Genomic DNA, 13,050 nt, shown 5'->3' on the forward strand with positions numbered 1-13,050 from the left:
GAGCGACCTCCTAGATGGGCTTTTTGAGGCAATGACCTCGTGCGTAACCCCATCTTACTGAGGTGCTCTTTTTTATTCAAACTCCAAATTTTTCGTTTTACAGGAATTCTAACGGAAAAACGATAGTACCATGACAACAGGCTGCCGGATCTTCTGCAGCCTGTTCGGCTAACCGGCAGGATAGTTCTATAGAAGGTAAGAAAAAATAAGTGTGGAATAACAAAAAGAGAATATTTGATAAGTTTTTTGATTTTTGAAGAATGGATTAGGTTGGGGGGATCGGAAGTGAAGTACATAATCTTGACGGGAGCTTCACGTGGGATAGGCGAAGCCCTTTGTAGAAAACTTTTATCAAAAAATCATCATCTGCTATGTGTTTCAAGAAAAAAGAATGAATCACTGATTGCTTTTGCTCACTCCCAAAAGCATAAGATGGATTATTTCGAATTCGATTTGAACAACGTAAACGAAATTGATGAATTTATGAAAAAAGTAATCGAGAAGATAGATTCATCAAATGTTAGATCAATGTATCTAATCAATAATGCTGGTATTGTTTTTAATCAGCTTATAGAGGAGACAGATCCTACTTCAATAATTCAAATGATGAACATCAATTTGGTTTCACCGATGATTTTGACATCTTGTTTCATAAAATACTCGGAGCAATTTAATGTTGAGAAAAAAATATTAAATGTTTCGTCTGGGTCATCCTATAATTTGTCATCAGGCGGAAGTTGTTACTCTACATCAAAAGCTGGCCTAGAGACATTTACGAAAAGTATTGGTATAGAAAAATTGAACGTTAAAATAATGGCGATTAGGTTAGGTATGGTTGATACTGACATGCATGGAGCCACTGAAAATAAGAAGATGTTAAAAACACCTGAGTATGCAGCCGATAGAATACTTACTTTTCTTATGCATAAATTTGAACACGGAAAAACGGTAAAAGCATGGTAAAAAAATTGATCTGTGATTTTATAGGCGTACGCATGAGGTCATTTTTCCAAAATTGTCGTTAAGCTAACGAGCAACTATGCGTAACTTCCAGGGAATGTAAACATCTAAATAACGTAAGGAACGAGGAGGTAGACAATTCATGGGGGAAACGAATGTATGGGATGCGGAGTGGGAGGTTAACGAAGAGCAGGCGCGAATGCTGATAGGCAGACAATTCCCTCAGCTGTCATCGAAGCAAGTGAAGCGATTGGGCTGGGGCTGGGACAATACGGTTTTTCTCATCGGTGACGAGTACGTGTTCCGGTTTCCAAGAAGAACGATTGCAGTTGGCTCGATTCGTATGGAAGGGAAGCTGCTGCCGAAGCTGGAGGCATATATGACCATCCCCTATCCGAAACCGTTGTTTTATGGCGAAGCAAGTGACGAATACCCGGCACCATTTCTTGGCTATGCTTACGTGCCAGGAGATTTCCCGATCGGCTTGACGGAAGAACGCCGGGTATTATCGGCAGAGACGTTGGCGAAATTTTTGCGGAGATTGCATGAGTTTCCGGTGCAGGCGGCGCTGAAGTGCGGAGTTCAGCAAGATCATAGAAACTTGACGGACATAGCATCGCGCAAAGTGAAACTGGAGGGCTTTCTATCGAAGGTGGTTGAACACTTGTCGCCGGAGGAGTCCGGTGTGATCGAAGCGTATATTAGTAGGCTGCAAAAGGACCGTGTCGAGGCGGTGAATGCACTGCTACATGGCGATCTTCATTTCAAAAATATGCTTGTGAATGAGAACGGGATCGTTTCCGGCATCATTGATTGGGGCGATCTGAGCGTAGGCCATCCGGCTTGCGATTTGAGCGTTGCTTATAGCTTTTTACCCCCTTACGCTCGCGGCGTGTTTTTCGAAACGTACGGAGGAGCGGACGAGGAAACGAAGCTGCTGGCGCGGCTGATCGCGGTATACATCCCCATACTGATCTTAATGCAAGCGGTCGATGACGGGAATGAAGCGATCGCGGCAGAGGCGAAATCCAACATCATGCGGGCACTGTCGGATTAGGCTCATTATTTCGTTGCAGCTACGGGGCTATGGCTATCGGCACCATTTTGTCGTTTAAAGGTCGCGAAAAGGTACGATCCGCCTTCTCTGATGCCGCTTTATGTTGAGGAACACGAAATTCAACCGAGTAAGTCGTTGCGCTAACAGGAAACGATAGTTGAACATAAAGGGTTTCACATATTAGTCATGACTAATATGTGAAACCCTTTAATATATCTATCTTTCTTAAATTAAGGTCTTGATAAACTGAGAAAATAAAGTTGTAGACTGGCGGCGTGCGTTAAGCAAACGGGCAGAGCTTAGACTTTTAAGGATAAAAGAGGTTTTTGTGGTATTATATGTAATTATGGGTTGTAAAATAAATGGATTAATTGAAAATGGAGGATTCAAAATATGGAACGTAAAATTCAATTAATGGAAACCTACATAAATATCGACCTTGGAAACTCACCCTTTTTAAAATTAGATAAAGGGTTGCAAATTCCATACTCTTCAATTAAGGGAATAACAACAGGTAGACCGATACCAAATGCTTTTAAACTATATGGTGCTTTATTAGGAGGAATGAGAAACGGGTTATTTAGAGCAAAGGGTGGTTATCAACTGCACTTTTTTGAAAATGAGCTTAAAACTCTTCATTTAGATTTGAATAGCTTTCAAGTTGGTAAGTTCAAAATATCAAAGTTGATCATTGGTGTTGAAAATCCTGAAGAAATAAGTGAAAATATTTCCGAAAGAGTGAAGTGATAATTTGTTGATGAACTGTTCTTTGAACTAACGGAGAAACGATAGTTCAAGAAGAAAAAGTAAGCAACCGGTCAATAGACCGGTTGCTTTTTCTTTAAGATATTGGGCAGTTCAACATGATTTTACATCACTTCTTGTTTGCAACCATTCTTCTCTCAACTCGTTCATATTTATATAATACTTAACATGGAGGAAGTCATTTTGAAAAAAATGTTTGTTTTACTTGTGTTCCTACCCTACAGTTTTCATTTATTATGGAGAAGGCTTAATCATAATTAGTTTTGAACCCCAGATCGGATGAGATGAAAATGTACTTCTGATCAGCTGCTCGGCTTCTTCACATGCACGTTGTATGAGCAGTTCACCAAAAAGCATCATCCTCTTTCATTGAGGAAACGTTCCTCTGAACAGCAATAAACAGTTTTTAAAAAGAAATTTATTAGGCTGAATTTTCGTCTTCTTGACCCGAATTCTAAAGTGAATAAAAAGACGTAAAGTAGAGTCTCCTTTTATTATTCTCCTCCTTCAATAAATGCTTGCTATATAGCTGAATTCTCTCTGTTTATAGTTTGTCTAATACAACGTTTAAAATGACGTAAAAGCACATGAAAAATTCAGTGATTATCCAATATTTAAACCTAGTTAAAACAATTGATAATCACCAAAAATACTCATAACTGGTTTGACATTTCCAAAATATCCCTTTATTATGGACTCACGCTTAGTTTTCAGGAAGCACTTTCTGGAGAGCGGGGGAACCAGTTTTCAGGGGCGAGTCACATGAATCCATGTGTAGGGTACCATCTTACCCGAGTCCGTCAGCTAACCTCGTCAGCAGTGGATGGGTCCTTTAATACATACATAATAAATTCACATAACAAAGGCCCTTTATTCATTAATTATAGGGGCCTTTGTCTTTGTTTACTGACCCCCCTGCTGGCGGAGCTATGTCTTCATCCCCTGTTTGGAGGTCTTTTTTCGTTTACTGAGGCAATGCTTTCCAAGGGTACTTATTTTGACAAGTGAAGATGTGCTTGAGTTGGAGGGGAGGTACGGAGCACACTTGGGTCAAGTTTTCTGTTTCAAGTAAGCAGATAAAGACATTTTCGAGCATTAAATCCAAGTAAAAATGTATGTTTACTTGGTGTATTAGTTGTGTCATTTTTTAAAATCTAGAAACGGAGAAAGGTTGTGGAATGCTTGAGAAAAGTTTTTGTTCTAGTGATGTCCTTGATCTTCGTAATATCTCTAGCGGCATGTAGTGGAAGTGGAAGTCCGCTGGACGAGGCGATCGAGAGAGGTTATATCACCGTAGGATTTGCAAATGAAAAGCCATACGCATACAAAGAGGCTGATGGAACACTAACAGGAGAAGCCGTTGAAATAGCCCGTGTAATTCTAGAGCGGCTCGGCGTGAAGGAGATGAGAGGTGAGCTGACAGAGTTTGGTTCATTAGTAGCCGGCTTGCAAGCTAAAAGGTTTGATCTTATTACAGCGGGAATGTTTATTAATCCTAATCGCTGTTCTGCAGTCTTATTCGCGGACCCGGAGTATAGCATTGGAGAAGCACTTGCAGTTAAGCAGGGGAATCCGCTAGAACTTGTAAGTTACGAAGGTATCGCGAGTAACGGGGAAGCAAAAGTCGCTGTCATGACTGGTGCCGTTGAAATCGAGTATTTAGAAAAGTCTGGTATTCCCTCGGATCGCATTATTCAAGTTCCTGACCAAGCTTCAGCTATAAGCGCACTTCAAGCTGACCGGGTGCAGGCTATAACGATGACGGGGCCATCACTTCAGGCAATGCTCGAATCGGCCAATGATAATAAAATTGAGCGTGTTGCTGACTTCACCCAACCTACAGTTGATGGTGAGAGTGTTCGCGGATATGGGGCGACAGCTTTTCGTCAAGCAGACACTGAATTTCAAGAGGCATATAATGCAGAGCTTCAAAAAATGAAAGACTCAGGCGAGTTACTCGAAATATTGCAAAAGTTTGGATTCACAGAGGATGAGCTTCCAGGCGATATGACAGCTGCTGCGCTTTGCGGAGAATAACATGCCGAATTCATGGATTGATTTTCTTCCTTCGTTATTAAAAGGAGCGGAAATCACGATCTTGGTTGCTTTTTTCTCATCCATATTAGCAATCATCGTGTCCTTTATTGCCGGTTTACTCAGGCTATCGAAACTTTGGATTCTACGTACCATTTCAGCGATTTATGTTGAGGTCTTTCGCGGAACTTCCCTGCTGGTTCAATTATTCTGGTTATACTTTGCTCTTCCATTTATCGGTATTGAACTTCCGAAGATGTTAGCAGCTATTCTTGCCATAGGACTTAACTTCGGAGCATACGGATCAGAAATCGTCCGAAGCGCAGTGCTTGCAGTTCCGAAAGGACAGACGGAGGCTGCTATAGCACTAAATATGAAACCCTGGCAAAGGTTATCTCATGTCATTCTTCCTCAAGCTTCACTACAAATGCTGCCGTCTTTCGGGAACCAGATGGTGGAATTGATTAAGTCAACCTCTCTCGTCTATTTCATTACGATGGCAGATCTCACCTATCAGGCGATGGTGCTTCGCAATAACTATATCTCCTTTACAACGGAGATCTTGGTGCTGCTTCTGCTGATGTATTTTGTTATAGCTACACTTGTTTCTATTGCTGTTCGGTTACTTGAACGGAAATTGACAACGGGGAGGCTATAACAAATGTGGAATTGGGATTATGTATTTGATATTTTGCCGCAGTTACTTGGGGCATTAAAAATGACGGTGTTGATTACGATCTGTGCCTTTGTACTGGCATTATTCGTAGGTTTACTTCTCGCATTTATGGCACGAAGTCGATTTAAACCTCTATCGTTAGTGACAAAAGGAGTTATAGAGTTCATACGTAACACACCTCTGCTTGTTCAAGTGTTCTTTCTTTATTACAGTCTGCCGTTACTTATGGGTATTTCCATTCCGGCTTTTTATACGGGGGTCATAGCACTCGGACTTCATTACAGCACGTACCTCTCAGAGGTATATCGTTCTGGCATCGAGGCTGTTCCAAAAGGTCAATGGGAAGCGGCAAAAGCACTGAATTATACGAAATCTCAAACTTGGAAGAAAATTATTCTACCTCAAGCGATTCCACCAATCATACCCGTACTTGGGAATTATCTAATTGTTATGTTCAAAGAGACACCTATTCTATGTGCAATTACGTTGGTTGAGCTTATGCTCACAGCCAAGAATATCGTATCTTTATCCTTCCGAGCTTTTGAGCCGTATACATTAGTCGGTGTATTGTTCTTCATTATTAGTTACATCGCTTCATTACTCGTGCAACAGCTGGAGAAGCGCATGAATTTACAAAGGGGAAGATAAGGAGGGATCGATATGAACACGGTATTTGAACGTGAGGAAACGGAAGTTTCTGCACAAGAAAAGAAGAATCAGGCGATGCCGGATACATCTCCTATTGTGAAATACACAGGTGTGACGAAATCATTCGGAAATGTAGAAGTGCTAAATGGTATTGATTTGGAGATGCAGCCGGGAGAAAAGGTCGCTGTTATTGGTCCAAGCGGATCAGGCAAAACAACCATGGGACGCATGCTGATGACACTTGAAGAACCGACCAGTGGAACAATTGAAGTAGATGGAGAACTACTGTGGCATATGGAGTATAAGGGGGAAATTGTTCGCGCAAACGAAAAGCATCTGCACCGGATGCGGTGCAATGTAGGTATGGTGTTCCAGCATTTTAATCTATTTCCTCATATGAATGTGATGCGCAATGTGACAGAGGCTCCACGTAAAGTGCTTGGCTTAAGCAAAGAAGAAGCAGAGGAACGCGCAGTTACGATGCTTACTAAGGTTGGTCTGGAAGATAAGCTCAAGATGTATCCATCCAAGTTATCCGGTGGACAGAAACAACGTGTTGCCATTGCAAGGGCTCTTGTAATGCGACCCAAAGTGATGGTGTTTGACGAGGTAACTTCAGCCCTTGATCCTGAGCTCGTGGGTGAGGTGCTAGAGGTAATCCGCGAAATCGCTGAAGAAGGAGAGATGGCGATGATGTTGATTACACACGAAATGGAATTTGCCAAAGAAATTGCAGACCGAGTGATTTTCGGTGCTGATGGAAAAATCGTGGAACAAGGAACACCGGAAGAGATATTCGATAACCCACAAAGTGATCGATTACAGAGCTTTCTGCAGCGTTTTCGTTCTTCAGGAAATTAACATGAACCAAAAAAATGATTATAGAAGGGGGGACATCATTAAGATGGCAGTGAACACGGAAACCGAGATCATATACCGTAATCCGGTAGCAAAAGACGGAGCCAGCGTATGGGAACTCATCCGAGATACAGAAACGCTCGATCTAAACTCACCCTACTGTTACATGCTGCTCGGGGATTATTTTAATGATACCTGTATGATTGCGGAACATGAGGGAGACATCATCGGATTTATTTCAGCATTTCGATCACCACGTAATCAAGATCGGCTGTTTGTATGGCAGGTCGCAGTAGCTCGGACACACCAAAGGCAAGGGATAGCAAAGAACATGCTGACCTATCTTTTGAAACAAAAAGCGTGCCACGGCGTGCGTTTTATTGAAGCGACCATCTCACCTTCGAATAAGGCATCGCACCGGTTATTCCTGAGCTTTGCTGAGGAGAGATCAATTCCGAGTACCGTTACTGCAGGGTATGGTGCAGATATGTTCCCAGATCGTTCGAATCATGAGGATGAGCCATTGTTTGTTATCGGACCAATCATCAATGAAATGGAAACAATTGGAGGGGTATTATGAATAATCAACTTTTAGAATTGCCAGAACTTAATGTGTTTAACGATCTTGAATCTGAAGTGAGAAGTTATTGCCGAAACTTTCAAACGGTATTCGAGAAGGCAAAAAACGCTCAATTGTGGGATCGAAATGGAAATAAATATATTGATTTCTTTGCAGGTGCAGGTGCTTTGAACTACGGCCATAATAATGAGCAGATTCGTGAAAAGCTGATTGACTATATGATGCAAGATGGCATTACACATAGTCTTGATATGGCAACAAACGCGAAAGAAACATTTCTAACTCAATTTCAGGAGGTGATCCTGAAGCCGCGTGGCTGGAATCATAAGGTGATGTTCCCAGGACCAACGGGAACGAATGCTGTAGAAGCTGCGCTGAAGATAGCAAGGAAAGTTACAGGACGTTCCACTATTCTTTCGTTTACAAATGCGTTTCACGGTATGACGCTTGGATCGCTCGCTGTGACAGGAAACTCATTCAAGCGGGAAGGAGCGGGTATAGCTCTTACTCACTCAGTATTTATGCCCTATGACGGCTACTATGGAGATGACGTAGATACACTCGCATATATCAAGAAACTACTTGATGATCCTGGAAGCGGTGTTCCTATTCCAGCAGCTGTTATTGTAGAAGCTCTGCAAGGAGAGGGGGGCCTGAATTCTGCGAGTCGAGATTGGTTAAAGGGTCTAGAGCAGCTCTGTAAGGAAAGAGATATTTTACTCATTCTTGATGATGTTCAGATGGGCTGTGGTAGGACGGGGCCATTCTTCAGCTTCGATGATGCCGGTATCGAGCCGGATATTATATGTCTATCGAAATCTATTGGTGGCTTTGGTCTTCCGATGGCTATTACATTATTGAAACCAGAGATCGATGTGTGGGAACCAGGTGAGCATAACGGAACTTTCCGAGGTAATAATCTAGGATTCATTGCTGCTACGGAAGCACTTAATTATTGGAAGACGAAGGACTTTCAGCTTGATGTAGAGATTAGAGCGAAGATTATTCGCAAAGTTTTGGAGGATATTCCAGTGAAGTATCCGGAGTTTCGTGGTGAAACTCGAGGCAGAGGTCTAATACAAGGTTTTGCATTTGAAAGACAGGAGCTCGCTGGAAGACTCTCTGAAATCGCTTTCGATCATGGGCTGATTATGGAAACATCAGGTCCGCATAGTGAAGTAGCGAAGCTAATGCCACCACTGACCATTGAACTCGATACATTAAAAGAAGGATTGAAAGTACTGGAGCGTAGTTTGGAACAATTATCTGTAGAGGAGAGATGAATCATGATTGTTAAACATTTAGAAGAGATTATTCATACGAAGGATGATATTGACACGACGACATGGAACTCGAGAAGATTGCTCCTAACCAAAGATGAGATGGGTTTTTCCTTGAATGACACACTTATTAAAGCGGGAACTGAAACACTGATCTGGTACAAAAACCATGTTGAAGCTGTGTATTGTATTGAAGGAGAAGGTGAGATTGAAATCGTCGGCGGGAAAACATATCAAATCTCTCCAGGGATGATGTATGCCCTTGATGGACATGAAAAGCATTATCTGAGGGCTCGGTCTCAAATGCGAATGATATGTGTGTTTAATCCGCCACTAACAGGTGCGGAAGTTCATGATGAAGAAGGAACATACCCGCTGCTTTCCCAAATTTCGAAGTAAAGGAGAGATAACGATGAGTAATAATCATATATCCACACTGCAAGAAAAAGAGGTAGACGTCTATCCTTCAAGAATTCATACCGAGCCTCGAATTTTGAAGAGACAGGACCCAGTTGTTCACTCTGAATGGAATACGAGTTCACCCGTAACGAAAGAACAATCCGATTTCTATGAGCATCATGGATATCTGTTTCTAGAAGGGTTTTTAAATCAGGAAGAACTAATCCATTACCAAAAAGAAGCACGAGATTTGCAGATTACAGCTAGGCAATCGGAGAGCGACCAGATTATTCGGGAACCTGAGGGCAGCGAAGTGCGATCTGTTTTTGCCATCCATGAGACTAAGCCCGTATTTCAGAAGCTATCTCAAGACCCGAAACTACTTCGCATCGTGGAGTACTTGCTTGGAAGCAAGACGTATATCCATCAATCGCGCATTAATTATAAGCCGGGTTTTACGGGCAAAGAATTTTACTGGCATTCGGATTTTGAAACTTGGCATGTGGAGGATGGTATGCCTCGAATGAGAGCATTAAGCTGTTCTATTGCACTCGAAGATAACTTTCATTTCAATGGACCTCTTATGGTTGTCCCGGGGTCACATAAAGAGTTCGTGGCTTGTGTAGGTAAGACGCCAGATAATCATTTCAAAGATTCCTTGCGTAAGCAAGAATATGGAGTCCCTGACCATGACAACCTGACTCGTATGGTAAAGGAAGGCGGAATTGATACACCTGTCGGTAGGGCGGGTTCGATCGTATTATTCGATTGCAACATTATGCATGGTTCAAATAGTAATATCACGCCTTTCCCTCGCAGCAACATATTTATGGTATATAACAGTGTTGAGAATAAGTTGGTTCAGCCATATTCTGGTCAACAGGCAAGACCAAGTTATATCGCTAACCGAGAAAATAAATAGATTTCATTAAAAAGATAGGTATCCATATAATAGGACCTATCTTTTTTATATATTGTGATCAACAGAATATCTTGATCATCGCCTAAAACAATCGTTGTTTTCAAATAACAAAAAAGCTGAGAGCCCTTATATAATAGGCTTTCAGCTTTTTACGATTACAGTTTCACATGAAGTGCTTCAAGTCCGCGGAACAAAATTTGATTTCGCCATATTGGAGTAGGCCCGGAGAAACTAAGGGCAGGGTACTGCTTCAACAATACCTGGAAAGCTGTGATCGCTTCGAGTCTTGCTAGCGGAGCACCAATACAGAAATGGGGTCCAGCGGCAAATGAGAGATGCCGATTTTTCTTTCTCGTAATATCGAAATGATTCGGAACACTAAAGACGTCAGGATCTCGGTTAGCTGCACCTAGGGATACGAATACTTCTTGTCCCCGTCTAATTAGCGTATCGCCAAGCAGAATATCTTCACCAGCTGTTCGATTGGTAAACTGGACAGGACTTTCATATCTTAGGATTTCTTCTACCGCAGATGGAATTAATTCTTGCTGATCATGCAAAAGCGTGTAAGATTCAGGGTGTTCGATAAAGAGTTTCATTCCGTTACCGATGAGATTGACCGTTGTTTCATGACCAGCCACGAGAAGTAAAATACAGTTATTGATGAGTTCCTCTTCCGACAATAAGTGTTCTTTATTTTCCACATGAATGAGTTCGCTTATGATATCTTCTTTTGGATTTCGCGCGCGCACTCTTACCTGTTGACGGAAATAGTCTCGAATCTCTGCCGCAGCAAGATCGCCTTCATTAAGCTGTTCTTCAGATAAGAAGGAAACATCAAGGAGTCTCGCTAAAGAATTGGACCATCTTTTAAAAATATTCCGATCTTCTTGCGGAACACCCAGCATATCTGCAATGACCATAACGGGAAGAGGAAAAGCAAAATCATGAATAAATTCGGGATTCGTTTCTTTCAGCATATCTGCTGCCAAGTTTTCAGCAATAGATCGAATTCGAGGTTTGCTCTGTTCCAGTGTCTTTGGAGTAAACGCGTAAGCAACGTGACTCCGAAGCCGGGTATGGGTCGGAGGATCACGGAATAACATCCAGTCTTGCACCAGCTCATTTATATTTCGCCACCTAGAATCCATAACCACCGGTTCTGCTTCAAGCCTGCTTCGCTCCCGAATAAACGTTGGACTTTTTAGAATGAACTGAACATGTTCATGTTTTGAGATAATCCAAGTGTTTCGCTCTTTCATATAATAAGCCGGATGATATTGAAGCATTTTCGTGTAAAAAGGGTACGGATCTTGATGGATTAATGGGTCATAGGCATTGAAAAAAGCGGTAATCTCCTGTTCAGTGAGATCTTGACTGGAATTTTTCAAGCGTTATTTCCTCCCAGAAATGGTTTTATGATGCTGTTTGCTGCGAGATGATCGGTATAGTAAATAAAGCAATAAGCATACAATGAGGGCAACAACAAGGATCGTTCCATAATGCTCAATCATCGTACCAATTTCCATAATCTGATCTTTCACGACAATACCTAATAGAAAATAGACCAGTGTCCATAAAAAAGCAGAAGGGTAGGCGTATAGAGCAAATTTTCGATAAGACATCTTGTTCATTCCTGCAACGTACATCGTAATATGCCGAAGAAAAGGTAAACACAGACTCATACCGATGGCATAACCACCGTATTTATCAAACCATTTTTCCGAGATTGTAAAATAACGCTCGGTTTTGGGTGACTTCTGCATACTTCGGAATAATCTTGTCTTGATAAAAAAACGACCTACCACATAACTGAAGGTCATGGCTGAACAGATTCCAAGGCTCACGGCGAGATAAGCGAAAGGGTAATAGAGGATTCCTGCAGCAGATAACGTACCCGCCGTCATGAGAACAACCTCATTAGGAATCGGAAGACCGATCAGCCCCAAACACAATACTAAAAACAAAGCAATGTAGCCGAAATGATCAATAAATTCTAGTAAAAAATCATAAACCATCGTTAATTGACATCCTATCCGCCCATATTGCAAAATACAACACGGCTATGAAATAATATGCGCCTTTACTCGATCCATCGATGTTGTCATCGTTCGAACAGATCGTTCACTGGACTCGCATGTATAATCCCATAAACTGCCTCGATACACTTCTTTCAGAATTTCTGTTTTCTCAAAATCACCGGGTGTAACGAGATGGGCCGGCTTACGTACCGGCAGAGCTCCTCCGTGTCCTAGAACAGTAGAGACAAATTGGGAGCAAAAATAAGCATTCTCCCTGCGGAGTTCAACGTTGAGCATAACCCCAATCAGGCCAAGAAGATGATATTTATATGTATGCTGTCTCTTCATCATGTCCCGAACAAGATGGTGCATCTGATTATACTGCTCAGAGGTCACGGTTAAAGTGTATATAGCGCAGTGAGATGAATGAAAAAATGGTGAGCTATAATCTTCCCGGACAAGTCCTGCCAGAAAAGGATTCGCTGCATTTTTACGTCCAAAACTATATACCTCTTTTAGCTCTGGGTCAAATGCAATGGATGCATGATTAAGAGACGCTTTCGTATAAAATTGTATCAGTTTCGATAAATACGTACCTGTCGAAGTCAGAACGATATAAACAACTCTATTCGCTGACATGTTTCTTTTCCCCTCCAAAAACAACGTTACCTTATTCTATCTTGCTAGCTAACTAAATAAAACATGCTAGGGTAGTAATCTACATCTTGACTATAGTCTATATGAAACCTGGTCTTAGGACTAGGAAGGTGACAAGATTGTGTTTTTATCCCACATTCTGTAATATTTATCGCTTTGATTCTTACTACCATGTATACGTGAATGTTAACAA

15 protein-coding genes and 1 riboswitch are annotated in these 13,050 nt (G+C 41.6%); of the genes, 11 read left to right on the top strand and 4 right to left on the bottom strand.

The annotated features are described in order from the left end of the window. Positions 1–285: 285 nt before the first annotated feature. The 3 genes from PV403_RS11075 to PV403_RS11085 all read left to right on the top strand — a co-directional run bounded on the left by PV403_RS11075 (position 286) and on the right by PV403_RS11085 (position 2,764). Complete coding sequence (locus PV403_RS11075; RefSeq protein ID WP_332084617.1) at positions 286–963, top strand: SDR family NAD(P)-dependent oxidoreductase; 678 nt, start codon at positions 286–288, stop codon at positions 961–963. Positions 964–1,102: 139 nt separating this feature from the next. Further along, positions 1,103–2,017, top strand: coding sequence for a phosphotransferase (locus PV403_RS11080; RefSeq protein WP_332084618.1), 915 nt, complete (start codon positions 1,103–1,105; stop codon positions 2,015–2,017). A 393-nt stretch (positions 2,018–2,410) separates the two neighbouring features. Further along, on the top strand, positions 2,411–2,764 hold the full coding sequence (locus PV403_RS11085; RefSeq protein WP_332084619.1) for a hypothetical protein: 354 nt from the start codon (positions 2,411–2,413) through the stop codon (positions 2,762–2,764). A 252-nt stretch (positions 2,765–3,016) separates the two neighbouring features. Here PV403_RS11085 and PV403_RS11090 read toward each other — a convergent pair whose 3' ends face one another. Further along, positions 3,017–3,142 carry a hypothetical protein gene (locus PV403_RS11090; protein ID WP_332084620.1) on the bottom strand — a complete coding sequence of 42 codons (126 nt, stop codon included), beginning with the start codon at positions 3,140–3,142 and terminating at the stop codon, positions 3,017–3,019. Positions 3,143–3,472: 330 nt separating this feature from the next. Next, positions 3,473–3,616, top strand: a riboswitch (cyclic di-AMP (ydaO/yuaA leader). A 348-nt stretch (positions 3,617–3,964) separates the two neighbouring features. On the opposite strand from PV403_RS11090, the gene ehuB reads away from it, so the two are divergent. The 8 genes from ehuB (at position 3,965) to thpD (ending at position 10,179) form a co-directional block, all read left to right on the top strand. After that, positions 3,965–4,819 carry an ectoine/hydroxyectoine ABC transporter substrate-binding protein EhuB gene (gene ehuB / locus PV403_RS11095; RefSeq protein ID WP_407082973.1) on the top strand — a complete coding sequence of 285 codons (855 nt, stop codon included), beginning with the start codon at positions 3,965–3,967 and terminating at the stop codon, positions 4,817–4,819. Position 4,820: 1 nt separating this feature from the next. Then, the gene (gene ehuC / locus PV403_RS11100; RefSeq protein WP_213535112.1) at positions 4,821–5,474 is read left to right on the top strand and encodes an ectoine/hydroxyectoine ABC transporter permease subunit EhuC; all 654 of its coding nucleotides are present in this window, start codon (positions 4,821–4,823) and stop codon (positions 5,472–5,474) included. Positions 5,475–5,477: 3 nt separating this feature from the next. After that, the gene (gene ehuD, locus PV403_RS11105; protein ID WP_285748455.1) at positions 5,478–6,140 is read left to right on the top strand and encodes an ectoine/hydroxyectoine ABC transporter permease subunit EhuD; all 663 of its coding nucleotides are present in this window, start codon (positions 5,478–5,480) and stop codon (positions 6,138–6,140) included. A gap of 75 nt (positions 6,141–6,215) precedes the next feature. Further along, on the top strand, positions 6,216–7,001 hold the full coding sequence (gene ehuA / locus PV403_RS11110; RefSeq protein ID WP_332084984.1) for an ectoine/hydroxyectoine ABC transporter ATP-binding protein EhuA: 786 nt from the start codon (positions 6,216–6,218) through the stop codon (positions 6,999–7,001). 43 nt (positions 7,002–7,044) lie between these two features. Then, entirely contained in the window at positions 7,045–7,578 is a 534-nt protein-coding gene (ectA, locus tag PV403_RS11115; protein ID WP_213535109.1) for a diaminobutyrate acetyltransferase, read from the top strand. After that, positions 7,575–8,861, top strand: coding sequence for a diaminobutyrate--2-oxoglutarate transaminase (gene ectB, locus PV403_RS11120; RefSeq protein ID WP_213535108.1), 1,287 nt, complete (start codon positions 7,575–7,577; stop codon positions 8,859–8,861). Before ectA ends, ectB begins: the two co-directional genes overlap by 4 nt. Positions 8,862–8,864: 3 nt before the next feature. Then, positions 8,865–9,257, top strand: coding sequence for an ectoine synthase (locus PV403_RS11125; RefSeq protein WP_285748462.1), 393 nt, complete (start codon positions 8,865–8,867; stop codon positions 9,255–9,257). Between the two features lie 13 nt (positions 9,258–9,270). Next, the gene (gene thpD, locus PV403_RS11130) at positions 9,271–10,179 is read left to right on the top strand and encodes an ectoine hydroxylase (protein WP_332084621.1); all 909 of its coding nucleotides are present in this window, start codon (positions 9,271–9,273) and stop codon (positions 10,177–10,179) included. 155 nt (positions 10,180–10,334) lie between these two features. Here the strand turns inward: thpD and PV403_RS11135 are convergent, their stop codons facing one another. The 3 genes from PV403_RS11135 to PV403_RS11145 are packed head-to-tail and all read right to left on the bottom strand — an operon-like array spanning position 10,335 to position 12,839. Further along, the gene (locus PV403_RS11135) at positions 10,335–11,570 is read right to left on the bottom strand and encodes a cytochrome P450 (protein ID WP_332084622.1); all 1,236 of its coding nucleotides are present in this window, start codon (positions 11,568–11,570) and stop codon (positions 10,335–10,337) included. Between the two features lie 3 nt (positions 11,571–11,573). Then, positions 11,574–12,197 carry a DedA family protein gene (locus PV403_RS11140; protein ID WP_213535102.1) on the bottom strand — a complete coding sequence of 208 codons (624 nt, stop codon included), beginning with the start codon at positions 12,195–12,197 and terminating at the stop codon, positions 11,574–11,576. A gap of 45 nt (positions 12,198–12,242) precedes the next feature. After that, complete coding sequence (locus PV403_RS11145; RefSeq protein ID WP_213535100.1) at positions 12,243–12,839, bottom strand: hypothetical protein; 597 nt, start codon at positions 12,837–12,839, stop codon at positions 12,243–12,245. Positions 12,840–13,050: the final 211 nt, after the last annotated feature.

Origin of the sequence: Paenibacillus sp. GYB006 (assembly GCF_036577645.1) — a bacterium.
In the GTDB taxonomy this organism is placed as follows: domain Bacteria; phylum Bacillota; class Bacilli; order Paenibacillales; family Paenibacillaceae; genus Paenibacillus.

Excerpts from the sequence above, each read along its gene's own strand:
- ectB (WP_213535108.1), top strand. The coding sequence starts at position 7,575 with ATGAATAATCAACTTTTAGAATTGCCAGAACTTAATGTGTTTAACGAT.
- PV403_RS11080 (WP_332084618.1), top strand. The coding sequence starts at position 1,103 with ATGGGGGAAACGAATGTATGGGATGCGGAGTGGGAGGTTAACGAAGAG.
- PV403_RS11085 (WP_332084619.1), top strand. The coding sequence starts at position 2,411 with ATGGAACGTAAAATTCAATTAATGGAAACCTACATAAATATCGACCTT.
- ectA (WP_213535109.1), top strand. The coding sequence starts at position 7,045 with ATGGCAGTGAACACGGAAACCGAGATCATATACCGTAATCCGGTAGCA.
- PV403_RS11140 (WP_213535102.1), bottom strand. The coding sequence starts at position 12,197 with ATGGTTTATGATTTTTTACTAGAATTTATTGATCATTTCGGCTACATT.
- thpD (WP_332084621.1), top strand. The coding sequence starts at position 9,271 with ATGAGTAATAATCATATATCCACACTGCAAGAAAAAGAGGTAGACGTC.
- PV403_RS11145 (WP_213535100.1), bottom strand. The coding sequence starts at position 12,839 with ATGTCAGCGAATAGAGTTGTTTATATCGTTCTGACTTCGACAGGTACG.
- PV403_RS11090 (WP_332084620.1), bottom strand. The coding sequence starts at position 3,142 with ATGATGCTTTTTGGTGAACTGCTCATACAACGTGCATGTGAAGAAGCC.
- ehuD (WP_285748455.1), top strand. The coding sequence starts at position 5,478 with ATGTGGAATTGGGATTATGTATTTGATATTTTGCCGCAGTTACTTGGG.
- ehuC (WP_213535112.1), top strand. The coding sequence starts at position 4,821 with ATGCCGAATTCATGGATTGATTTTCTTCCTTCGTTATTAAAAGGAGCG.
- ehuA (WP_332084984.1), top strand. The coding sequence starts at position 6,216 with ATGCCGGATACATCTCCTATTGTGAAATACACAGGTGTGACGAAATCA.
- PV403_RS11125 (WP_285748462.1), top strand. The coding sequence starts at position 8,865 with ATGATTGTTAAACATTTAGAAGAGATTATTCATACGAAGGATGATATT.